Origin of the sequence: Cylindrospermopsis raciborskii Cr2010, assembly GCF_003367075.2 — a bacterium.
Classification (GTDB): domain Bacteria; phylum Cyanobacteriota; class Cyanobacteriia; order Cyanobacteriales; family Nostocaceae; genus Raphidiopsis; species Raphidiopsis raciborskii.
The window spans coordinates 3580456-3603073 of sequence record NZ_CP065936.1 but is presented as its reverse complement, the minus strand read 5'-3'; the positions used below and the strand labels follow the sequence as shown (position 1 = coordinate 3603073).

Here is a 22618-nt window from a genome sequence, read left to right as displayed (position 1 = left end):
AATATTTACTGAATGGGCCAGTTTAGTATGGTTTCGTCATTCTTATGATCATAAATCCCTTCTTCATCAATGGTAAAATCTATATCCGCACAACTCCCCGCTAAATTTAATAACCCCCCAGAATGTAGGGGGAAATTTGCTGATAAAAAAGCCTTGAAAGCATTTTCATCCTGAAAACTTAACATCTGTCTAAATTCATTAAAATTAATCAATCCTTCTAAAAAAGCTTCTAAAGCTAATTTATTCATGACCTTTTCGGATAAGTGACCTAATTTATCCCGGAATTTATCTGTTAAGTTATCTGGTATATTGATTGTGATTTGCATAATTATAAAATCTCTTATTTAATTCCACCCACCTACTTAGACTAAACAGAAGAGCGATCGCTTCGGAGATGTCTATTATATTACTTTGATTGTAGCAGATGAAAAATAACTAATGCAATATTTACTGAATGGGCCAGTTTAGTATGGTTTCGTCAATTGATTGCATGAGTTTAATAGTTTCCTGTAGTGCTACAATTATGCGCTGATAATGTTGAATATCATTATCATTTAGGGTGCGTCCCTTACGGTCTTTAAGCCATTTTTGGCAAACTTGATAACCTCCAACATAAAAGTTCCAGACTGGTTCTGGTACTCCCACAAATTTGTCACCTTTTTTGTTGATGACTACTGTGCTTTGGGTATATTTAGGGTGACCGGGATCCACTATTCCATAACCTCCATTTTCGGTGAATTGGGTGATGAGGTTATTTAATTTGGGGGATTTCATCAGGTGTAGTGCTACTAGTTCTTCCCCATATTTTGCCAGTTGAGAGAAGAGGTTTTTGTCACTGGTGATGGGAACTCGGGGAAAATCTATTTTTAAAAATTCAGCGTAGCGGGTGCGGTAGGTGGGGGAGTGGAAGATGGCGTATATGTAGTAGAATATGGTTTCTGGTGTGGGGAGATAACCCAGGTTTATTTCTATTTTTTTTAGAAAGTCTTCTGAAAAGTTGGCGCGTTTTTCTTGTTGGAGTTCTTTGGGGTTGTTTTTATCTGGGTAGAGGTAAAGGGGACAAACATACCCAATTTCTTTAGTTTTATTAGAAATTGAACAAGATTCCGTTAGAACATTGGTTACTCCCACTAGTTGCCAGTTACCTTGTTGTGATTGTTGCCTACTAACAACTAAACAAAGATTAATAAACTTAATTAAGTGAGACATAACTTCGGGACGAGGCATACAAATAAAACCTCTACTCTTCCCAGTGTAATAAGTGAACTTCTGGTCAAATGGTCTGTATAAAATCGGTGATATATTATCTTTATCAAGATTACTGTTTCTAATATCTTCTTGGGCTAGATTAACTTTCCAATCCCTAGTATCTTCACCTAAACTATACTTCTCTCTTGCTTCTTCAATACCTAAATTTACAAAATCAGTAACAATATTCCAAACCTCTTCAGGACTGTCTTGAATAGTTAATTTATCCCTAGCTGTCACAATACCTACAGAATTCACAGGCATAACATCAGTTATTTTAAAATAATGCTCATATTCTGTAAATAAATCCGTATCTTGAGGAATTAATAAATAGAACTCAGACTTTGGTTTAACCTCAGAAAACCTAGTAGTATTAACTGTATTTTCAGTCAAAGTATTATATTTGTAATCTCTCAATCCATATAAATGAGCATGATTATTAATACATTCATTCTCTACTTTAAGAGCTAAAGTAATACTTACACCTTGCTGAATATCAAAGACATTTTCATCTTTCCCTCCATCCATATCAGTTTCCTTCTTCTTACTATTGCCATGTAAATCATAAATATAAATGCCATTAAAACTATCAATCAAATGCTGACGCATTCCCCGAAAGGTGGGATTATCTAAAAATCCATGATTACTAATAAAAGCTAAAACTCCCTGACCTGATTTATCAATTCGCCACTGAGCAAAACGGATAAATTTAACATAATCATCTTGTAACCATTTAGGATTTTTCTCACCCAATGGTTTGCCATCTACAAAATAATAATCATTAACTAACTCCTTAATCCAAGGGTTATTATTTTCTGAATGTCCCGAATAGGGAGGATTACCAATTACCACCATAATCGGTTCCTCCTTCTTAACCCTAGCCCCTGCTTTCGCTTCCTCAGCTATTAATTCCTCCATTTGGGGAATATTTAAACTTAACTGCTGGGTTTCTTCCCTTAACGTAATATCCTCCAAAGTATTAATTAAATAAACTCCCAATCGCTTAGCACCATCAAACCTATACCCGGTTTCTTGCAAAAACAAACCTATTTTCAGATGGGCGATCGCATAGGGGGACATTAACAGCTCAAAACCAAATATTCTAGGTAGCAACCGCTCCTCAACATACCCAGACCAAGACCTATCAGCTAAGCCTTCTGTAAGTGTTGCTGGGGACTCTTGAAAGCGTTGATAGATAAGTTGAAAAATATACAATAAAAATGTACCAGTACCACAAGCAGGGTCAAGAATCGTCACTGTTGGATCTGCCAAACCCAAGGGTTTATTAAACTTTTCCCGCACCAAAATATCCACAGAACGCACCATGTAAGAAACCACAGGTTCAGGTGTGTAATAAACCCCCCGTCGTTCCCGCATTTGGGGTTTATATGCTGCTAAGAAATCTTCATAGAACCGAATTACAATATCCTCCCGGTTCATTTTCATCTCAAAATCCGATAAAATCGCATCCATCTTAGTAGTACGAAGGATGACAAAAATATCCGCGATCGCCCCTATCAAATCATCACCCAATTTCTCAGCACTGCGTTCAGAAACATCCTGAAACAGCTTACGTAGAAACGGATTAGTTTCGGGTAATTGTTGCCAAGCTGATTCTCTATCAAATAAGGTTTCTTGTGTCCTTCCTGCTCTTTTATCTCTCACATAACCGAATACCCGAGCTGTAAACAAAGCATAAGCAATAGTTTGGGCATAAATATCAGCAAAACTGTAATCTTTTTCATTATCTGCACTAAGTTTAAGAGAAGGTAATAATTCCCGCTGAAAACTTTTAAGTAATGTATGTAAATATCCATCTTCCCGTTCTTGCTTGTAAGCGATAGGTATTACCTGCTCAATCTGACGTGCTGCTTGTGCTAATTTTAGAGCCAATTCCTTAGCAGTCTTGATTGGTTCATAAAACACCCATTCCACCAAAGGAACAGACATCAGTGCTTTAGTAGCAATAAATATTTCATCTTGTGTAATTCTTTTTAGTCGTGACAGTAACTGCTCATCATCACAACTAAAAGTTTGAATTTGTTGCTGACGCAATTTACCTTCCCCAGGAAGGATTAAAGAAACCCTACCAGATGACCCATGGGGTAAAAGTACATACATGACCGGTTGTTCTTCAGCTACTCGACTGATATAATGTCCGTAAATATCTCTTTGTTGTGCTTCCTCAGTGAAAAATCTTTTAGCCTCTAATTCACTTAAAGACACCAGTTCTTCATAAAAACCCACTGCAATAGGACATGTGTCAGTAGCTTGTTCCCCATCCACCCCTGGGCGCAAATACCAGAATCGTGAACCTCCCGGATCCTTTTCTCCCACAGGGTATCCTAACAGTTGTTGTAAAGCTGCAACGCGACTGCTGTCATTTTTATCTTTGATTACAACTTGAAACTGTGCCCTTGTGAAAGTCATGGGTTATATTGAGGCATATAAATATCTAATAGTACACGAAACTTGTGTGAAAGTCAACTTTACTTTAAAATCCCATGATTACCCACAAAAACAGGCGATCACTTTTCCTCGGTGAGGTTAAGAAAACCCAAAACTCGAAGATCAATGCGATTGCATGGTTCAGATTCGGGTTCCTTAGTATCTCCGCTAGCGCTTAGAAAAACTTCCTTCTTGTAAGTAACTTTCAAGTTCCTTCGTTCGTTCTTTAGTCAATCGTTCTAAACAACCGTGATATACCATTGGTACAATAGATCCTCCCTGAAATCTACCCCTAGAAAATGCGCAACTAGCATCTCGATATTTAATCCAGGCTTTTTGTGCATCTATAAGAAGTTTTGCTTCCGGATTTGCATTATACCTGACTCGAACTTGTTTATAAATCTGATTTAACTTTCCATCTGCAACCTTAGCATCAAGGGACGCACATAAATTCATATCATACTGAGTAATCCGGTTACCACAATTGGGTGATTGGGCAATAGCTGTTAACTGTGGTTCGACTAGTAGAGCAGAACTCCCCAGCATACCGGTAACAATCATAATTATATATATAAATGGTTTTTTCATATTATTTCCTTATCATCCAAATCTTACACTGGTGTCATCAATCATCTAATTTTAGAGGGTAAATGTCAGAAATGTTGAATGTCGTTACAAAACTTTACATAGTTAGATATAGTACTCCTATCAAAGGTGAAAATGTCAACATCTCATAATATCTTCCATCCAATGAACATAACTGATTTGTTGACACATACAAGCTTGAAGATAGCGGAACTTATCTAACATTTTTTCACCCCATTCATTGGGAACGGATACAAGTTGTAAAATTAGATAAGCGATGAGACTGGCATAATTCGTACCACAAAGTATTTGTCTTTTTGTACTAACTCCCGTATAAAATTTAGTCCTGCAAAACCTCTATCCATTACCCCAACTGCATCTTGAGGTAAATTAGACATCATTGATGAGCCAAATTTGTAATCATGGTCCAAAATTTATCAAATTATCTTCTGGACTTCCCGTAGAAAGATTCAGGGAGCTAAACAATTTTACTTGATGATAACCTAAAACCCATAACAACTTACTTGTTAAAGTAATTATTGTTGAATCGATTGGACAAATTGCGTATTTATCATGTAGCTTTTTATAAGCTTTTTTTGTACCAATTTATTCAATTGATGATAAATATTTTGGAATATCTCTTGATTCCTGTGTTTGTTAGCTTTGGAAAATGTCGAAATTCTTACATCAATACCTGTATGGTTTAATCTTGTAAATAAGTCCCGCATACTTGTTAAACTATTATCCAAGGCATAAGCCAACCAACACTCAACATAAAGACGGCTGTTCAAAACTGGATAATCATTTTTTGGTAACGGTCTGAGGATGTCCTTGACAATCTTGGGGAATGAATTTTTGATCATTATCAAATTAATATTTTGATATGGGTTGCCCAAATTTTAATATATTTTGGGCAATTTTTATCACAACTTTCTTAACATTCAACACTTCTGCAATCAACCCTACCGAATGGGGAAAGCTATGGGGACGGCGATTGTAACCTGAGCGTAGTTGTCTAAGAACAGAAATCAGTGTTTCATCTGCTAAAGCGTCAATTTCATCGCATGAATGATAAAGTAGTTTTCTCCATCAATTAGCGCTTTCAACTCCGGTAAGCGAGCGGTGGGGGAGAGCATATAGTGGATGTTAGCTTTACATGGTCCAGCAGTGTTAAAGTGTTTGGGCATGGTGAGGTATGAACATTAGACTATATTATGTTTATAAGGGGGAATAAGAGTGTGATACTATAGGTAATCTCCCTAACTACGAATGACGGTAATGGTTCGTCCCCCTGGACTAATGACCTCTTCCGTACTAATTCTCTCTCCCATGGGTGGTAATCCCGCACGGCGATCAAAAATCACTAACCACCCTCTATCCAATCCTAACCCATCCAGGTATTTATCCAATTGTGTTAAACCCTTGGTTAAGGGATCCAACTTTTCCCTCCGCACCTTTAATTCTATGCCCATCACTACCTTGCCATAGCGTAAACAAATATCCATTCTTCCAGAACCAATGGCATATTCCCGTTCTAGCGTACCACCACCGTTTACTACTCGATGTAAAAATGACATTAATACCAAATGGGGAGCAATCTCATGGTAGGGCGCACTTTTAAGCAGTGGTTCCCCATGTTGTCGCCAAAATTCCAGAAATGCTTCCAATAATTCATCGGGTAATAGCTCCCCTTGTTCATTTAACCAACGAGGTTCAATAACTCCAATGGAAGCCCTGGTTGTGTAACTTAACACCAAGGGTAGAACTTCCCGATAAATTGGATTGGCAATTTCCAAACCCTGTCCTCGGTCTCGACACAGTCCTAAATCCAGGACGTAACGAATATCATCCTGGGGTACATCAGGTAAATCTTCACCCGCTAAAATTGGTTCAATAATGGTTTTGACTCTATCTTCCCGTAATCTTTCTGCTAAGCTGTCTAAATGAGTATCCTGGCGCTGAATAAGAATTTCCTTAGCCTGGTTAATCACTTGAGTAGTAATGGGTTGGGTGATATCTTTCACCAAAACCTGGGTAGCTTGACGAGCTAGGGCGTTGACTAACCACGGTTGTCCATCGGTTAAATAAAATGCACGGTAGATGGCTTCGGGGGTAAAAACCTGTCCCGTCGCTTGTGTATGTTGTAAGTAAAGTTCTTCTACTTCTGGTAAGGTAAAATTATTGAGAGTTAAAGACTCAGCCTTGATATTGAAAGGACTTGACGTATTAAGTCGTTCACTTCCACCAGATTTAACCTTATAGTCCCGCACATCCCGCATACCAATCAACCCTACCGAATGGGGAAAGCTATGGGGACGGCGATTGTAACCTGAGCGTAGTTGTCTAAGAACAGAAATCAGTGTTTCATCTGCTAAAGCATCAATTTCATCCAGGAAAACCACTAGGGGACGAGTAGCAACTTTAGCCCAACTGGCTAACGCGGCTCCAATTTGCCGTCCTGGTTGAGATGCTGGCCAACGGGGTGGGTGGAGATTAGTTGATAGGTAAACACAAGCGGATTCTTGCCATTCATCCAAAATTGCACGTTCAGCCATACCCGGATCCCTGGAGAAGGGTGCCCCTACTTCTAAAGAAAGCATCACGGCGATATATTCCCCACTATCAGTCAATTCTTGGGCTAGGGCTATCATAGCAGTGGTTTTGCCTACTTGTCGCGGTGCATGAATGATAAAGTAATTGCGTCCATCGATTAGTGCTTTCAAGTCCGGTAGGCGAACTGTTGGGGAGAGCATGTAGTGGATATCAGATTGGCAAGGACCAGCAGTGTTAAAGTGTTTGGGCATGGTGAAGTCTGAGCTATCAAGGGCGCGGGTTTGTGGTAAACCCCTTTAATGATTTTATTCCATAAAAATCTATTTTACAGCAATTTTCATGTAGTTAAACTCCAAAATAAGATAAGCTATAATAAGGGTAATAAACTAAAATAGGGTAGAAATGCTGTCAAATTATATACCAAAACCTTATTCAATAGATTTGCGTAATCGCGTGATTGTAGCATGGGTTGCTCGAGAGGGATCTCAACGCCAGTTGGCAGAAAGATTCAAGGTCAGCTTATCATTTGTGAGAAATTTAGTACGTCGTTATCGTGAAACTGGGCAAGTTGAGCCAAAGCAATGTGGAGGATATGAAAAGCCTATAATTGCAGGCGAATATTTAAACATGATCAAGTCTTGGCTGGATGAGAAAAATGATTTACTGCTTTCAGAATTATGCGATCGCCTGAGAGAAACGACGGGCACTAGTTTTAGTATCACAACCATGCATCGAGCCTTAGAAAAGTTGGGTCTACGTCATAAAAAAAAAGTCTAAATGCCAGTGAACAGGAGACTCCACGTGTTCAAGAATTAAGGCATGATTATCGTCGTTGGGTAGATACAGTTGATATTAGAAATTTAGTGTTTTTAGATGAATCGGGGATAAATTTAGGGATGTCAAGGTTGTTTGCCAGAAGCCAAGATGGACAAAGAGCAATTGGTAGCGTACCAGGAAACAAGGGCAAAAATATTTCTCTGATTGGGGCTTTAAATATGGATGGAATTCTGGCAGCAATGACTGTAGAGGGAAGCACAAATACAGAAGTATTTCTCACTTATGTAAATCAGGTTTTAGTACCTCAATTATGGAAAGGGGCTATTGTTGTTATGGATAATTTAAAGGTTCATTATGCCGAGCGCGTGAGATTGTCAATTGAATCAGTCGGTGCAAAAGTTAAGTTTTTACCCCCCTATTCTCCAGACTTATCTCCGATAGAATTGTGTTGGTCAAAATTAAAGCAATTTCTCCGTAGTCGGGAGGCACGAACATTAGAAGCCCTAAATGAGGCCATGACAAGTGCAGTAAATTATATTACAGCAGAGGATGCGCTTAATTGGTTCAATCATTGTGGTTTATTTACATGAAAACCGCTGTAATCACACAGGTAGGTTGAGATGGTTTACCCGTATCTGTTGCTAAAAAGGTACGTCCAAATCCTCCCTCCCCCAAAATTTCCCGGGGGATGAACCGCTCTCGCAAAATTAATTTGTTGCCACATTTTTGGCAGAATTTACAGTCGTTTGGATTCTGGTGCAAACAGTCTGGTTTTACGCAGAGGATTTTATTCATCTTACTTGTAAGTATTTTACCTCAGTATATCAAAAGTCCATAAGATTGCGAAGCAGTAGCACTCTCCAGATTGCACTTCCTATCACAATTCCTATAACAGGATATAAATAAAAACTAACTTAATCAAATTAAATTATATAGGAGTTAACATAAAATAATCATTACAAGTGAAACTGAGCGTCAAAACTAGTAACTTAATAATCGGAAACCCCTACCACATATAGGAAAATCCCTAATTGGCAAAATTATTAAAAATTTTGTAAAAACCTCTTTACAAAACTAAATATTTGTCTTAATATAAGTTCATAAGGTAGAAACACCTACCAGAACATACATAAATCTCTCGTAAAACCGCAATTATAAAACCATGACCACTGCCATTCAACAGCGCCAAAGCGCCAACGTATGGGATCGCTTCTGTGAATTTATCACCAGCACCAACAACCGCCTCTATATTGGCTGGTTCGGGGTGTTAATGATCCCCACCCTTCTCGCAGCTACCACTTGCTTCATCATTGCTTTTATTGCTGCTCCCCCCGTGGACATCGACGGTATTCGCGAACCCGTAGCTGGTTCCCTAATGTACGGTAACAACATCATCTCCGGTGCTGTGGTTCCCTCCTCCAATGCCATTGGCTTGCACTTCTACCCCATTTGGGAAGCTGCATCCTTAGATGAATGGTTATACAACGGTGGTCCTTACCAACTAGTAATTTTCCACTTCTTGATTGGTGTAGCCTGCTACCTAGGTCGTGAATGGGAACTATCCTTCCGGTTAGGCATGCGCCCTTGGATTTGCGTAGCATTCTCCGCTCCTTTGGCAGCTGCTACCGCAGTATTCTTAATCTACCCCATCGGACAAGGTTCATTCTCTGATGGTATGCCCTTAGGTATCTCTGGAACCTTCAACTTCATGATTGTGTTCCAAGCAGAGCATAACATTCTCATGCACCCCTTCCACATGTTAGGAGTAGCAGGTGTATTCGGTGGTAGCTTGTTCAGCGCTATGCACGGTTCCTTAGTAACATCTTCCTTAGTAAGAGAAACAACCGAAACCGAGTCTCAGAACTATGGTTACAAGTTCGGACAAGAGGAAGAAACCTACAACATCGTAGCAGCACACGGTTACTTCGGACGCTTGATATTCCAATATGCTTCATTCAACAACAGCCGTTCACTACACTTCTTCTTGGCAGCATGGCCAGTAGTAGGAATCTGGTTTACAGCACTGGGTGTAAGCACCATGGCATTCAACCTGAATGGATTCAACTTCAACCAATCCATCATTGATTCTCAAGGACGCGTAATCGGTACATGGGCTGACGTAATCAACCGCGCTAACCTAGGTATGGAAGTAATGCACGAGCGTAACGCCCACAACTTCCCCTTAGACCTAGCTGCTGGTGAAGTAGCACCTGTAGCATTAACCGCTCCCGCAATCAACGGTTAATAATCAATACTGGTAAATGAAAAGCTCCTCACCTGGTGAGGGGCTTTTTTTATGGGGAGACATCAGGGATAGTTTCATCCCCAACTGTTGCGCCTTTTTGACTTAATAGAGTTCCTCTGAACTTATTGGGTTTCCCGCACTGGGAACAAAATACAAGTAAATTTTCCATTCCTACAAGCACAGACACTTCGTCTTCATATCCACAAGAGCATTCCCACTCAATCAAATTTATATCGCCCTTTAGAGTAAATTTGTAGGGGCGTTTAAAGATATAGAATTTCTCTTTCTTTTTGTATTGTGTCTTTTCATCAGGCAATGATTCTACATTTGGTTCTCCTACCTCCTGGTCTTTTAGCAGAGTAGTTTCGACCGGTTGTGTAACATCTGGTTGAGTTGATGGAACCATTTCAATAGGTAATGCTACCTCCCTGTCTTTTGGGGGAGTCATAACCACTGGGGGTATTTCAACTGGGGGTGTAACATCCCGAGGAGGTGGTGGAGCTAGAACCACAGGTGATGCTTTTTGAGATTTTTTTCTTGCAGCTTTTTGGGGGGTAGCCTTTTTATTTTCCTCAGCAGGTGGAATAATCTCATCAGGATTAGATTCCACTGGAGGGGGAGCAGCAGTTTTCTTAACCACAGATATTATTTGCAGTTTTGTTTCCTGCTTTGGCTCTTCTTTCTTTGGTACTTGCTGTTTACGTGGCATAGTCACTCCTTTGGCATACCCCTATTATACATTAGCCCTAGTTTCTTGGTTTGGGAGACAATAGCTATACTGATAAAAAACTCACCCATCCCATGAGATGAACCGCAAAAAACTTACCCAACTAATCACTATTGCAATTCTTGTCACCTTTATTACCATATTCTATCCATTTATTACTATTGCCCTAACTACCAAAGAAATCGGCGCGATCGCTGAAAGGGTGACTGTTCGCCTTAGCGGTCCCGACCAAGGTTCAGGTGTAATTATCAATAAAAATGGTAACACTTACACAGTATTAACCAATTCCCATGTTTTTCAGTATAAAGGCGCATTTGAAATTATCACCTACGATGGGAGAAAATACCAATCAAATAACGTAACAGAAATACCTAATCTTGATTTAGCCACCCTTCAATTTAACAGTGACCAAGAATATCAAGTAGTGGCATTGGGTGACTCTAATACTGTAACCATAGGGCAGGTAGTTTATATTAGTGGGTTTCCTTCTAAACAAGACTTTACCTTTAGATTTGATGGAATCTCCCGGATTTTAAAAAAACCAAGAGACGGGGGATATAGCTTGGTATATAGAATAGGAGCATTAAAAGGAATGAGTGGAGGTCCCATCCTAGATGAGAATGGTAAATTAGTAGGTATTCATGGGCTAACCCACAGTCAAAGCCTAGGAGATGGACGCGGTACACCGGAAGAATATGGAATTCCACTTCAGACCTTTTTAAATGCACCACCCCCCACCCCGAGCAGGTACACAAGATTAGAAACCTTGTTGAAAGCTCAAGACTTTAGAGAAGCAGATTTAGAAACAGACAGAGTAATGTTAGCAGTAGCTAACAGACAAAGCGAGATTTGGTTGAGAGTAGAAGATGCAGAAAATTTTCCCTGTCAAGAATTACGCACCATTGACAATCTGTGGTTAAAATATAGTCAGGGTAAATTTGGTATATCTGTCCAACAAGAAATATACAAAAACCTGGGAGGAACAAAACAATTTGATGTGAATGTATGGAGATCCTTGGGAGACAGGGTGGGATGGAGAAAACAAGGTTCATGGCTCGATTACAAAGATTTAAACTTTTCATTATCCGCACCAACGGGTCAACTCCCAAACTTGCGGATGATTTGGGCGCTGCGGTCGGTGGCACTGCAACTGAGGAGGAGGTACTTCCCTCCTGTCAAGACATGTAGAGTGTAACCCATAAAGGTTTGATAGTATTGTTAACTTTTGTAAATAACAAGAAATTAACGAAACCTTGCTAGTTCATATAATTTATTTTTAGGATTAGGTGTATAACAATTTGCCTTGACAAATATTGTTGCTGCCTTTACTATTTCCTTATTAGTTATGTCTAACTCATCCCAAAAAAGCTTTAGCTGTCCTGGTGATGTTCCCTTCTTTTTTTGATTTGGTTTCATCCCCGCCAAAAGTTTACTCCCCCACCGGTTTTTTTCCACCTTTTTCGGTTGAGGACGATATTTTTGACAAAATCCTTTCAGCATCTGATTAAAACACAGTATCTCCCACAGGGGGTGATCCCTACCCCCTTGAAATAACTGATTCATCCTTTGACGGAAAACGTTTACCGTCAATGTTTTATCAAACGGGAACCGAACATGAAACGTGCCTAGGGGAGAGCGATCTCCTGTAGGGAGTGCTGCGCAATCCCACATTGGGAGTGTGATGCGATCGCCTGTAGGGAGTGCAATGCGATCGCCTGCAGAAGAAAGAGTAACCCCAGGAGATTCTCAAGGGAAATTTCACCGAACTACTGTCGGTGTATATCATATATTGCGATCGCCCCGCCTGTAGGAAGTGCTTCGGAATCGTCCGTCATTGCCATTAACTGTCTTCAAGGAAAGGTTCACCATTTTTCCTTTGAGAGGAAATGGGTAAGCGATCGCATCTAGAAAAAAGACCTAGCCCTAAGAAATTATCAAAGGATGTTATACAGTGCGAGATCCCGCAGGGAGTGCTGCGCAATCGCCCTTTTCATTCCTCACCCCTTAACTCAAGCTATATTACAGCGGTTTTCATGTAAATAAACCACAATGATTGAACCAATTAAGCGCATCCTCTGCTGTAATATAATTTACTGCACTTGTCATGGCCTCATTTAGGGCTTCTAATGTTCGTGCCTCCCGACTACGGAGAAATTGCTTTAATTTTGACCAACACAATTCTATCGGAGATAAGTCTGGAGAATAGGGGGGTAAAAACTTAACTTTTGCACCGACTGATTCGGCGTTGCATAATAGAGGTATGAATTGAGGTAATCTACTGTGCATTGTCCAAACTGCGGGTCTTCCAAAATCAGAAAGAATGGCAAACGTCGAGGTAAACAAAATCACATTTGTGTTGATTGTGGTCGTCAATTTATCGATGTCTATAGTCCACCTAAAGGCTATTCAGAAGAAGTTAAACAAAGTTGCCTGCGCTCTTATGTTAACGGTATGGGATTTAGAGCAATTGAACGCGATAAAGGCGTTCATCATACAACTATTATTTACTGGCTAAAACAAATTGGTTCCATACTTCCAGATGCTCCACCAGGAAACACCCTTGGTAGGTGAGCTTGATGAGTTGGAGACCTTTGTGGGATCAAAAAAAAACAAAATATGGTTGTGGACAGCAGTAAATCACTTCCGTAAAAATATCCTGGCTTGGGTTGTGGGAGACCACAGCTCACAAGCATTTCAACCTTTGTGGGACATCGTTAAACTCTGGCAATGCTTTTTTTATGTTACTGATGGGTGGAGGGTTTATCCGAGTTTTATTCAGCCAGAGGATCATATTGTGAGCAAAACATATATGACTAGGGTAGAGGGTGAAAATACACGTTTACGTCACTACTTAGCGCGACTACATAGAAAAACGCTATGCTATTCAAAATCTGTAGATATGCTTAGGTATTCAATTAAATTATTACTTCACTATTTAAAGTATGAAGTAATACCCGCGTTTAGTTGATTCATCCCGCAAATATGCAACGCCAACCATGACCACTGCCATTCAACAGCGCCAAAGCGCCAACGTATGGGATCGCTTCTGTGAATTTATCACCAGCACCAACAACCGCCTTTATATTGGCTGGTTTGGCGTGTTAATGATCCCCACCCTTCTCGCAGCTACTACTTGCTTCATCATTGCTTTTATTGCTGCTCCCCCCGTGGACATCGACGGTATTCGCGAACCCGTAGCTGGTTCCCTAATGTACGGTAACAACATCATCTCCGGTGCTGTAGTTCCTTCCTCCAACGCTATTGGCTTGCACTTCTACCCAATTTGGGAAGCTGCATCCTTAGATGAATGGTTATACAACGGTGGTCCTTACCAACTAGTAATTTTCCACTTCTTGATTGGTGTAGCCTGCTACCTAGGTCGTGAATGGGAACTATCCTTCCGTTTAGGCATGCGCCCTTGGATTTGCGTAGCATTCTCCGCTCCTTTGGCAGCAGCTACCGCAGTATTCTTAATCTACCCCATCGGACAAGGTTCATTCTCTGATGGTATGCCCTTAGGTATCTCTGGAACCTTCAACTTCATGATTGTGTTCCAAGCAGAGCATAACATCCTCATGCACCCCTTCCACATGTTAGGAGTAGCAGGTGTATTCGGTGGTAGCTTGTTCAGCGCTATGCACGGTTCCTTAGTAACATCTTCCTTAGTAAGAGAAACAACCGAAACCGAGTCTCAGAACTATGGTTACAAGTTCGGACAAGAGGAAGAAACCTACAACATCGTAGCAGCACACGGTTACTTCGGACGCTTGATATTCCAATATGCTTCATTCAACAACAGCCGTTCACTACACTTCTTCTTGGCAGCATGGCCAGTAGTAGGAATCTGGTTTACAGCACTGGGTGTAAGCACCATGGCATTCAACCTGAATGGATTCAACTTCAACCAATCCATCATTGATTCTCAAGGACGCGTAATCGGTACATGGGCTGACGTAATCAACCGCGCTAACCTAGGTATGGAAGTAATGCACGAGCGTAACGCCCACAACTTCCCCTTAGACCTAGCTGCTGGTGAAGTAGCACCTGTAGCATTAACCGCCCCCGCAATCAACGGTTAATAATCAGTCCTGGTAAATGAAAAGCTCCACACCTAGTGTGGGGCTTTTTTTATGGGGAGTGCTTCGCGATCGCCTCTTTAACTTCGGTGGGTCCCAACTGGTTAATATTCCAATTAGCTCCTCACGTAGTGGGAGACTTTTTTCATAACTGGCAATTATGGCAAATAAATTTGCGATTTGCGAATATAGAATAAAATGTAGATTCATCGAAAATCTCGTCATGCTAAAACCTCAAGATATCGTTGTCTTGCTGAAAGTACACAACTTAAAAAACTCAGAATGGACTTATAACCAGCTTGGCACTGCATTACACATTAGTCCTTCGGAAGTTTATGCTGGTCTCAAAAGATGTCAGTCCAGTGGGTTGTATGATTGGTCTACTAGAAAAGTGAAAAACCATTCTTTGCTTGAATTCCTCATTCACGGACTGAAATACGTATTTCCTGAAAAACCTGGTCCTTTAACGAGGGGAATTGCTACTGCGCATTCAGCAGAACCATTAAAAAATTTACTGAATGTCAATTCTACCGATATCTACGTATGGAGTGATCCACAGGGAACTGTGAGAGGACAAAGTATTACCCCATTATATAAATCTGTTCCTGCTGCAGTAAAAAATGACCCAGAACTCTATGAGTTGTTGAGTTTGGTGGATGCAATTCGGGTTGGTCGTGCGCGAGAACAAAATCTCGCTAGTCAAGAGCTAGAAAAGAAACTGACAATCAGATGAATGAACAAGTACAAATGCTTGAAAAGGCGGCAAAATTACTTGCCGCATTAAATAAAAAAATAGTTTTTATAGGTGGGGCAACAATATCACTATATCTTGACGAAATTTCTGCTATTGATGCCCGTCCTACGAATGATGTAGATTGCGTTATCAATATTACTCCTCGTAATAAATACTATCTTTTTGAAGAAGAGCTACGTCAAATTGGACTTGAACAGGATAAAGGTAAAGTTATATGTCGTTGGCGGTATCAGGAATTAATATTAGATATAATGCCAGACGATACTTCTATCCTTGGTTTTAGCAATTCTTGGTACAAGCCAGGAATAAAAAAATCAATTATTTATACTTTTCCAAGTAGTCAAAAAATAAATATTTTCCCGGTAACTTATCTTTTAGCTTCAAAAATTGAGGCATTTAATAGTCGAGGAAATCGCAATTTCTATACTAGTCATGATTTAGAGGATATTGTTTTACTCCTGGATGGCTGTCCTAATTTAGAACAAGAAATAGAACAGGGAGATATAAAAGTCAAGAAGTTTATAAAAACATGGATTAAAACTGAATTTGAAAACCTTTTAGAAATAGCTCCTAGTCAACTTTCATTTGCATCAAAAAATGCTGGTCGTGACCAATTAATTTTGAATCTAATTCAAAGGTTAGCACAATAATTAATGCTCCCGCAATCAACGGTTAATAACAAATACTGGTAAATGAAAAGCTCCTCACCTGGTGAGGGGCTTTTTTTATGGGGAGACATCAGGGATAGTTTCATCCCCAACTGTTGCGCCTTTTTGACTTAATAGAGTTCCTCTGAACTTATTGGGTTTCCCGCACTGGGAACAAAATACAAGTAAATTTTCCATTCCTACAAGCACAGACACTTCGTCTTCATATCCACAAGAGCATTCCCACTCAATTAAATTTATATCGCCCTTTAGAGTAAATTTGTAGGGGCGTTTAAAGATATAGAATTTCTCTTTCTTTTTGTATTGTGTCTTTTCATCAGGCAATGATTCTACATTTGGTTCTCCTACCTCCTGGTCTTTTAGCAGAGTAGTTTCGACCGGTTGTGTAACATCTGGTTGAGTTGATGGAACCATTTCAATAGGTAATGCTACCTCCCTGTCTTTTGGGGGAGTCATAACCACTGGGGGTATTTCAACTGGGGGTGTAACATCCCGAGGAGGTGGTGGAGCTAGAACCACAGGTGATGCTTTTTGAGATTTTTTTCTTGCAGCTTTTTGGGGGGTAGCCTTTTTATTTTCCTCAGCAGGTGGAATAATCTCATCAGGATTAGATTCCACTGGAGGGGGAGCAGCAGTTTTCCTAACCACAGATATTATTTGCAGTTTTGTTTCCTGCTTTGGCTCTTCTTTCTTTGGTACTTGCTGTTTACGTGGCATAGTCACTCCTTTGGCATACCCCTATTATACATTAACCCTAGTTTCTTGGTTTGGGAGACAATAGCTATACTGATAAAAAACTCACCCATCCCATGAGATGAACCGCAAAAAACTTACCCAACTAATCACTATTGCAATTCTTGTCACCTTTATTACCATATTCTATCCATTTATTACTATTGCCCTAACTACCAAAGAAATCGGCGCGATCGCTGAAAGGGTGACTGTTCGCCTTAGCGGTCCCGACCAAGGTTCAGGTGTAATTATCAATAAAAATGGTAACACTTACACAGTATTAACCAATTCCCATGTTTTTCAGTATAAAGGCGCATTTGAAATTATCACCTACGATGGGAGAAAATACCAATCAAATAACGTAACAGAAATACCTAATCTTGATTTAGCCACCCTTCAATTTAACAGTGACCAAGAATATCAAGTAGTGGCATTGGGTGACTCTAATACTGTAACCATAGGGCAGGTAGTTTATATTAGTGGATTTCCTTCTAAACAAGACTTTACCTTTAGATTTGATGGAATCTCCCGGATTTTAAAAAAACCAAGAGACGGGGGATATAGCTTGGTATATAGAATAGGAGCATTAAAAGGAATGAGTGGAGGTCCCATCCTAGATGAGAATGGTAAATTAGTAGGTATTCATGGGCTAACCCACAGTCAAAGCCTAGGAGATGGACGCGGTACACCGGAAGAATATGGAATTCCACTTCAGACCTTTTTAAATGCACCACCCCCCACCCCGAGCAGGTACACAAGATTAGAAACCTTATTAGTTATGTCTAACTCATCCCAAAAGAGCTTTAGTTGTCCCGGTGATGTTTCCTTCTTTTTTTGATTTGGTTTCATCCCGGCTAAAAGTTTACTCCCCCAGCGGTTTTTTTCTACCTTTTTCGGTTGAGGACGATATTTTTGACAAAATCCTTTATAAATGCTTGCACACTCATCTAAAGTTTTTCCTAGCGCTAAAAAGGCTGGATGCCATGTTGTTACCCCATCACTACTGATTCATCCTTTGACGGAAAACGTTTACCGTCAATCTTTTATCAAACGGGAACCGAACATGAAACGTCCCTAGAGGAGAGCGATCTCCCAAAGGGAGTGCTGCGCAATCGCCCATAGGGAGTGTGATGCGATCGCCAGTTTACAATCCAGATGAAGTAAGAGCTTAAAGTGCGACCTGAAGGTGAACTAAGTGAATTATCGATAAACTGCGTTACATTTCATTAACTCACCTTATCTGATTCTCCCTAAAGTATAATCAAAGAAACAGCAAAATCAGATTATGAACTTAGATACAATTAAACAAGATATTGCGTCTCTTCCTCCCTATGCACAACAAATCATAATCGAACTTGTAGAAGTTCTGAAAAAACGCTATCCTCTTAATCAACAACGAACTTCAGAAAATTCCTTGCAAGACTGGTCAGACTTTATCGGTTGTATAGAAGCTGAAACAGACCTCTCAAAAAACTATAAAAACTATTTAGATACTGAACTTAATCAAAAATATGATCATAGTTGATACAGGCTTTTGGTTAGCTCTTGCTAATAAACAAGATGCAGTTCATATAGCCGCCAAAAAAAGATTTCAAGATTTAGCTAATCAGCAATTTATTACAACCTGGTGCGTCGTTACGGAGACTTGCTATTTATTACAAAAAAGAGTAGGAGTGGATGCTCCAAAAATCTTTATTAATAAAATTTCCACAGGAAAACTACAAATCTTTGATCTGAAACAAAATCATTGCCAGCGTATTGAAGAACTGATAGAAAAATATCAAGATTTGCCGATGGATTTGGCCGATGCTTCTCTCGTTATTCTGGCAGAACAACTAGGTCATGGGCGAATTTTGTCAGTTGATTATCGAGATTTTAACACCTATCGCTGGAAAAATACAGAACCATTTGATAACCTCTTTCAGGAATTTTTATGATGTAGTGCAGTCACCATAAATGCTATCTTGCAATTGCGATCTCCCAAAGGGAGTGCTGCGCGATCGCCCCTAGGGAATGCTTCCCAATCGCATTTATATCCCATAGGGGTGTTGGGATCCCTCAACCCAACCGACAAAACCAGTCGGTTTTCAACCGACTTTCGCTTTGAGACCGGGAATTGATTCCCGGTCTCCCCCACGGACAGTCTCCAGGTAGGGGTTAATTTAAACAATTATGGTTAATCCCCTGGGGATCTCCCATAGAAATTGCTTCGCGAGCTCCCGTAGGGAGTGCTTCGCAATCGCCTCTTTAACTTCGGTGGAGCCCAACTGGTTAAATCCTGATGGCACACTCAACCCTCAAATCCTATTAGACTCCTTGTCCCGGATTACCACCCATGGGGGAGAGAATTAGTACGGAGGAAGCTATTCTTTGGTACTTGCTGTTTACGTGGCATAGTCACTCCTTTGGCATACCCCTATTATACATTCACCCTAGTTTCTTGGTTTGGGAGACAATAGCTATACTGATAAAAAACTCACCCATCCCATGAGATGAACCGCAAAAAACTTACCCAACTAATCACTATTGCAATTCTTGTCACCTTTATTACGATATTCTATCCATTTATTACTATTGCCCTAACTACCAAAGAAATCGGCGCGATCGCTGAAAGGGTGACTGTTCGCCTTAGCGGTCCCGACCAAGGTTCAGGTGTAATTATCAATAAAAATGGTAACACTTACACAGTATTAACCAATTCCCATGTTTTTCAGTATAAAGGCGCATTTGAAATTATCACCTACGATGGGAGAAAATACCAATCAAATAACGTAACAGAAATACCTAATCTTGATTTAGCCACCCTTCAATTTAACAGTGACCAAGAATATCAAGTAGTGGCATTGGGTGACTCTAATACTGTAACCATAGGGCAGGTAGTTTATATTAGTGGGTTTCCTTCTAAACAAGACTTTACCTTTAGATTTGATGGAATCTCCCGGATTTTAAAAAAACCAAGAGACGGGGGATATAGCTTGGTATATAGAATAGGAGCATTAAAAGGAATGAGTGGAGGTCCCATCCTAGATGAGAATGGTAAATTAGTAGGTATTCATGGGCTAACCCACAGTCAAAGCCTAGGAGATGGACGCGGTACACCGGAAGAATATGGAATTCCACTTCAGACCTTTTTAAATGCACCACCCCCCACACCGAGCAGGTACACAAGATTAGAAACCTTGTTGAAAGCTCAAGACTTTAGAGAAGCAGATTTAGAAACAGACAGAGTAATGTTAGCAGTAGCTAACAGACAAGGTTGGTTGAGAATAGAAGATGCAGAAAATTTTCCCTGTAAGGAATTGCGCACCATTGACAATCTGTGGTTAAAATATAGTCAGGGTAAATTTGGTATATCTGTCCAACAAGAAATATACAAAAACCTGGGAGGAACAAAACAATATGATGAGAATGTATGGAGATCCTTCGGAGACAGGGTGGGATGGAGAAAACAAGGTTCATGGCTCTATTACCAAGATTTAAACTTTTCATTATCCGCACCAACGGGTCAACTCCCGACAGGCAGGCGGTTCCCTCCTGTCAAGACATGTAGAGTGTAACCCATAAAGGTTTGATAGTATTGTTAACTTTTGTAAATAACAAGAAATTAACGAAACCTTGCTAGTTCCAGGGTTTCGGATACCTGGTACTATTTATTTTTAGGATTAGGTGTATAACAATTTGCCTTGACAAATATTGTTGCTGCCTTTACTATTTCCTCACTAGTTATGTCTAACTCATCCCAAAAAAGCTTTAGCTGTCCTGGTGATGTTCCCTTCTTTTTTTGATTTGGTTTCATCCCGGCTAAAAGTTTACTCCCCCAGCGGTTTTTTTCTACCTTTTTCGGTTGAGGACGATATTTTTGACAAAATCCTTTATAAATGTTTGCACACTCATCTAAAGTTTTCCCTAACGCTAAAAAGGCTGGATGCCATGTTGTTACCCCATCACTACCTAATCTCTCATGTACTCCATAGTTACTAAAATCATAAAACATTCCCTGTTGTATTCCTGCTGCTTTAGGATTGCCGTGTATATATCTCAGCGTGTTTAATGCCCTTTTCTTATCTGACATGGCAAACCCCGTGCTGTGATACCTTTTTTCCCAAAAATGCCCTGTTCTATTCAGCATCTGATTAAAGCACAGTGCTGTATACCAATTTAACCAGTGCATAATTTTAGGCAAATCTGAGGGCTGTAATGGTTCTATTAAATAATGGGGGTGTTGGGTTTCATGCTTCAACCCAACCTACGTTTATCTTCCGGTGTTTAGATTAAAAAGAAGAGCGCTAGTTTTCCTCAGGGAAAATTCTGAAGATTTTGAGGGGCATGCATTTAGAAAATGCCCCTCCAACCTTGAAGGTGCTGACCTCGAAGGTGCTAACCTTGAAGATGCTAACCTTGAACGTGCTGACCTCAAAGGTGCTTACACAAGAAGTGCTAATATAGAAAATACTCACACATTAGACGCTAACTTGACAAATACACAACTGTAGTTATATTCTATATAATAGTACGATTACTCATAAGGAGTGCTTCGCGATCTCCCGTAGGGAGTGCTGTGCGATCTCCCGCAGGGAGTGCTGCGCAATCGCCTTATTAGTAACTTACAGTTTAGCTATATTACCTTCAAGAATATTTTGAATGGGAGTAGGAACATTAGAGAGAAAATCATATTCAGTGAGTTTCTCAATTTGGTCAACAGTTGTCAAAAACTTTTTCCAGTCATCCTCTAATTCTTGATCGTTGGGAATATTAACAGCAATCACCGGGGTGCGAGAAGTAATATCTAAAATCTGAGAGGGACGATCCAAGATAACAATGATTTTCCAGGTATATTTAGGGATATTAACTAGATTGTTGATTTTCCCCTTGCTTCCCCAAGTACCAGCAATAATATACAGGGTTTTCCCTTGCTCTACTAATTCTCTACTGTAATCTTCTAGATTCCCCCAGGTATTTCTATTATTATCTGGTGTTTGTGGAATGATATTCGTCATCAAGAAGGTGGAGGAATTGTCTTTAATGCTTTTTGTTCTATCCGCAGATGGAACTAAATGTCCTCTATCATATCCAGAACCCTTATATTATTGGAGAAGTTTTCTGCTAATAATGAAACGCCATTACCCAGGGTGATGATTAGGTGGGGATTGACCGATAGCAAGGGGAATCCTTTGGAGGATGAGGAACGCACTTGGCCTAGTTGGTTCAACATTGACGAGTTGAAGGGGGTGACCTAGGGGTGGTTTTTCGGGATGATTTACCAAAAATTTTTCAATGTTTTCAGATATTTTCATCCCGTAAATATGTAACTCAGAGAATGTGATTACCGGATGGCACCACTGAGGCTAGCACCTTCGAGGTTAGCACCTTCGAGGTTAGCACCTTGGAGGTTAGCACCTTGGAGGTTAGCATCAGAGAGGTTAGCATCAGAGAGGTTAGCATCAGAGAGGTTAGCATCAATGAGGAAAGCATCTTCGAGGTCAGCATATTTGAGGTTAGTACCTTCGAGGTTAGCACCTTGGAGGTTAGCATCAGAGAGGTTAGCATCAATGAGGAAAGCATCTTTGAGGTTAGCACCAGAGAGGTTAGCACCTTGGAGGTTAGCATTAATGAGGATAGCATCTTCGAGGTTAGCACTAGAGAGGTCACATCCTAGACACATATCAGTTTTTAAAAGTCTGTCCAAATCAAACTCGCTATAAGCATAACTAGGACTAGTGCCAAGGCTAAAAGAGGAAACAAGAAACAAAATCAGTATCAGCGCTAATGTGAGAAATTTTTTCATTGTCTTAAATCCGTAACCAA

The 22618-nt window shown here is 40.1% G+C and carries 25 protein-coding genes and 3 pseudogenes; 14 read left to right on the top strand and 14 right to left on the bottom strand.

The window, feature by feature from the left end; translation table 11 throughout:
- Positions 1–5: 5 nt before the first annotated feature.
- The 6 genes and pseudogenes from C6N34_RS16255 to C6N34_RS16230 form a co-directional block, all read right to left on the bottom strand.
- Positions 6–326 (bottom strand): hypothetical protein, encoded by a 321-nt coding sequence (locus C6N34_RS16255; protein ID WP_057178459.1) that lies wholly within the window; start codon positions 324–326, stop codon positions 6–8.
- Positions 327–447: 121 nt separating this feature from the next.
- Positions 448–3678 carry a type ISP restriction/modification enzyme gene (locus C6N34_RS16250; protein WP_115539035.1) on the bottom strand — a complete coding sequence of 1077 codons (3231 nt, stop codon included), beginning with the start codon at positions 3676–3678 and terminating at the stop codon, positions 448–450.
- A gap of 186 nt (positions 3679–3864) precedes the next feature.
- Entirely contained in the window at positions 3865–4284 is a 420-nt protein-coding gene (locus tag C6N34_RS16245; RefSeq protein WP_057178461.1) for a lysozyme inhibitor LprI family protein, read from the bottom strand.
- 135 nt (positions 4285–4419) lie between these two features.
- Positions 4420–5144: pseudogene (locus C6N34_RS16240) on the bottom strand (IS4 family transposase).
- 91 nt (positions 5145–5235) lie between these two features.
- Positions 5236–5468, bottom strand: a pseudogene (locus C6N34_RS16235) (ATP-binding protein); the annotation flags it as partial.
- A 72-nt stretch (positions 5469–5540) separates the two neighbouring features.
- The gene (locus C6N34_RS16230) at positions 5541–7085 is read right to left on the bottom strand and encodes an ATP-binding protein (protein WP_057178462.1); all 1545 of its coding nucleotides are present in this window, start codon (positions 7083–7085) and stop codon (positions 5541–5543) included.
- Between the two features lie 151 nt (positions 7086–7236).
- Between C6N34_RS16230 and C6N34_RS16225 the strand changes: the two genes are divergently transcribed.
- Together C6N34_RS16225 and C6N34_RS16220 are read left to right on the top strand one after the other, a co-directional pair.
- A complete protein-coding gene (locus C6N34_RS16225; RefSeq protein WP_236107238.1) occupies positions 7237–7611 on the top strand; it encodes a helix-turn-helix domain-containing protein in 375 nt (124 codons plus the stop codon).
- A gap of 74 nt (positions 7612–7685) precedes the next feature.
- Positions 7686–8201: an IS630 family transposase gene (locus C6N34_RS16220; RefSeq protein ID WP_074404718.1), complete on the top strand. Its 516-nt coding sequence runs from the start codon at positions 7686–7688 to the stop codon at positions 8199–8201.
- Here C6N34_RS16220 and C6N34_RS16215 read toward each other — a convergent pair.
- Positions 8194–8406, bottom strand: a complete 213-nt coding sequence (locus C6N34_RS16215) for a 4-Cys prefix domain-containing protein (protein ID WP_065179953.1) — start codon at positions 8404–8406, stop codon at positions 8194–8196. The genes C6N34_RS16220 and C6N34_RS16215 overlap by 8 nt on opposite strands.
- A 367-nt stretch (positions 8407–8773) precedes the next feature.
- Here C6N34_RS16215 and psbA (C6N34_RS16210) point away from each other — a divergent pair, with 367 nt between their 5' ends.
- The gene (psbA, locus tag C6N34_RS16210; protein ID WP_006277031.1) at positions 8774–9856 is read left to right on the top strand and encodes a photosystem II q(b) protein; all 1083 of its coding nucleotides are present in this window, start codon (positions 8774–8776) and stop codon (positions 9854–9856) included.
- 49 nt (positions 9857–9905) lie between these two features.
- Here psbA (C6N34_RS16210) and C6N34_RS16205 read toward each other — a convergent pair whose 3' ends face one another.
- Positions 9906–10565, bottom strand: coding sequence for a hypothetical protein (locus C6N34_RS16205; RefSeq protein WP_236107237.1), 660 nt, complete (start codon positions 10563–10565; stop codon positions 9906–9908).
- Between the two features lie 97 nt (positions 10566–10662).
- On the opposite strand from C6N34_RS16205, the gene C6N34_RS16200 reads away from it, so the two are divergent.
- On the top strand, positions 10663–11778 hold the full coding sequence (locus C6N34_RS16200; RefSeq protein ID WP_236107235.1) for a GUN4 domain-containing protein: 1116 nt from the start codon (positions 10663–10665) through the stop codon (positions 11776–11778).
- Positions 11779–11825: 47 nt separating this feature from the next.
- Here C6N34_RS16200 and C6N34_RS16195 read toward each other — a convergent pair whose 3' ends face one another.
- Positions 11826–12173: a hypothetical protein gene (locus C6N34_RS16195; protein WP_181407068.1), complete on the bottom strand. Its 348-nt coding sequence runs from the start codon at positions 12171–12173 to the stop codon at positions 11826–11828.
- A 31-nt stretch (positions 12174–12204) separates the two neighbouring features.
- On the opposite strand from C6N34_RS16195, the gene C6N34_RS16190 reads away from it, so the two are divergent.
- Positions 12205–12393: a hypothetical protein gene (locus tag C6N34_RS16190; RefSeq protein ID WP_181407067.1), complete on the top strand. Its 189-nt coding sequence runs from the start codon at positions 12205–12207 to the stop codon at positions 12391–12393.
- Between the two features lie 334 nt (positions 12394–12727).
- On the opposite strand, the pseudogene C6N34_RS17280 reads toward C6N34_RS16190, so the two are convergent.
- Positions 12728–12824, bottom strand: a pseudogene (locus C6N34_RS17280) (transposase); the annotation flags it as partial.
- 39 nt (positions 12825–12863) lie between these two features.
- Here C6N34_RS17280 and C6N34_RS16180 point away from each other — a divergent pair.
- The 4 genes from C6N34_RS16180 to C6N34_RS16165 all read left to right on the top strand — a co-directional run bounded on the left by C6N34_RS16180 (position 12864) and on the right by C6N34_RS16165 (position 16063).
- Positions 12864–13551, top strand: a protein-coding gene (locus tag C6N34_RS16180) for an IS1 family transposase (RefSeq protein WP_236107022.1) whose coding sequence is annotated in 2 segments (ribosomal slippage) — positions 12864–13127 and positions 13129–13551 — 687 coding nt in all. Because the reading frame shifts where the segments join, the coding sequence is not laid out codon by codon here.
- 28 nt (positions 13552–13579) lie between these two features.
- Positions 13580–14662: a photosystem II q(b) protein gene (gene psbA / locus C6N34_RS16175; RefSeq protein WP_006277031.1), complete on the top strand. Its 1083-nt coding sequence runs from the start codon at positions 13580–13582 to the stop codon at positions 14660–14662.
- Positions 14663–14882: 220 nt separating this feature from the next.
- Positions 14883–15392 carry a hypothetical protein gene (locus C6N34_RS16170; protein WP_006278945.1) on the top strand — a complete coding sequence of 170 codons (510 nt, stop codon included), beginning with the start codon at positions 14883–14885 and terminating at the stop codon, positions 15390–15392.
- Complete coding sequence (locus C6N34_RS16165; protein ID WP_006278946.1) at positions 15389–16063, top strand: nucleotidyl transferase AbiEii/AbiGii toxin family protein; 675 nt, start codon at positions 15389–15391, stop codon at positions 16061–16063. The genes C6N34_RS16170 and C6N34_RS16165 overlap by 4 nt, the downstream gene beginning before the upstream one ends.
- A gap of 75 nt (positions 16064–16138) precedes the next feature.
- Here C6N34_RS16165 and C6N34_RS16160 read toward each other — a convergent pair whose 3' ends face one another.
- Complete coding sequence (locus C6N34_RS16160) at positions 16139–16798, bottom strand: hypothetical protein (protein WP_236107233.1); 660 nt, start codon at positions 16796–16798, stop codon at positions 16139–16141.
- A gap of 97 nt (positions 16799–16895) precedes the next feature.
- Here C6N34_RS16160 and C6N34_RS16155 point away from each other — a divergent pair, with 97 nt between their 5' ends.
- The 4 genes from C6N34_RS16155 to C6N34_RS16140 all read left to right on the top strand — a co-directional run bounded on the left by C6N34_RS16155 (position 16896) and on the right by C6N34_RS16140 (position 20370).
- On the top strand, positions 16896–17651 hold the full coding sequence (locus C6N34_RS16155) for a S1 family peptidase (protein ID WP_236107231.1): 756 nt from the start codon (positions 16896–16898) through the stop codon (positions 17649–17651).
- A gap of 447 nt (positions 17652–18098) precedes the next feature.
- Positions 18099–18338: a hypothetical protein gene (locus C6N34_RS16150; RefSeq protein ID WP_057177680.1), complete on the top strand. Its 240-nt coding sequence runs from the start codon at positions 18099–18101 to the stop codon at positions 18336–18338.
- Positions 18325–18750: a type II toxin-antitoxin system VapC family toxin gene (locus C6N34_RS16145; RefSeq protein ID WP_057177679.1), complete on the top strand. Its 426-nt coding sequence runs from the start codon at positions 18325–18327 to the stop codon at positions 18748–18750. The genes C6N34_RS16150 and C6N34_RS16145 overlap by 14 nt, the downstream gene beginning before the upstream one ends.
- Positions 18751–19305: 555 nt before the next feature.
- Positions 19306–20370: a GUN4 domain-containing protein gene (locus C6N34_RS16140; RefSeq protein ID WP_236107229.1), complete on the top strand. Its 1065-nt coding sequence runs from the start codon at positions 19306–19308 to the stop codon at positions 20368–20370.
- Positions 20371–20459: 89 nt separating this feature from the next.
- Here C6N34_RS16140 and C6N34_RS16135 read toward each other — a convergent pair whose 3' ends face one another.
- Positions 20460–20996: a transposase gene (locus C6N34_RS16135; protein ID WP_236107541.1), complete on the bottom strand. Its 537-nt coding sequence runs from the start codon at positions 20994–20996 to the stop codon at positions 20460–20462.
- A gap of 79 nt (positions 20997–21075) precedes the next feature.
- On the opposite strand from C6N34_RS16135, the gene C6N34_RS16130 reads away from it, so the two are divergent.
- Entirely contained in the window at positions 21076–21306 is a 231-nt protein-coding gene (locus tag C6N34_RS16130; RefSeq protein ID WP_219995522.1) for a pentapeptide repeat-containing protein, read from the top strand.
- 111 nt (positions 21307–21417) lie between these two features.
- Here the strand turns inward: C6N34_RS16130 and C6N34_RS16125 are convergent, their stop codons facing one another.
- Together C6N34_RS16125 and C6N34_RS16120 are read right to left on the bottom strand one after the other, a co-directional pair.
- On the bottom strand, positions 21418–21837 hold the full coding sequence (locus tag C6N34_RS16125) for a DNA/RNA non-specific endonuclease (RefSeq protein WP_236107539.1): 420 nt from the start codon (positions 21835–21837) through the stop codon (positions 21418–21420).
- 299 nt (positions 21838–22136) lie between these two features.
- On the bottom strand, positions 22137–22598 hold the full coding sequence (locus C6N34_RS16120; protein WP_115538415.1) for a pentapeptide repeat-containing protein: 462 nt from the start codon (positions 22596–22598) through the stop codon (positions 22137–22139).
- Positions 22599–22618 lie beyond the last annotated feature (20 nt).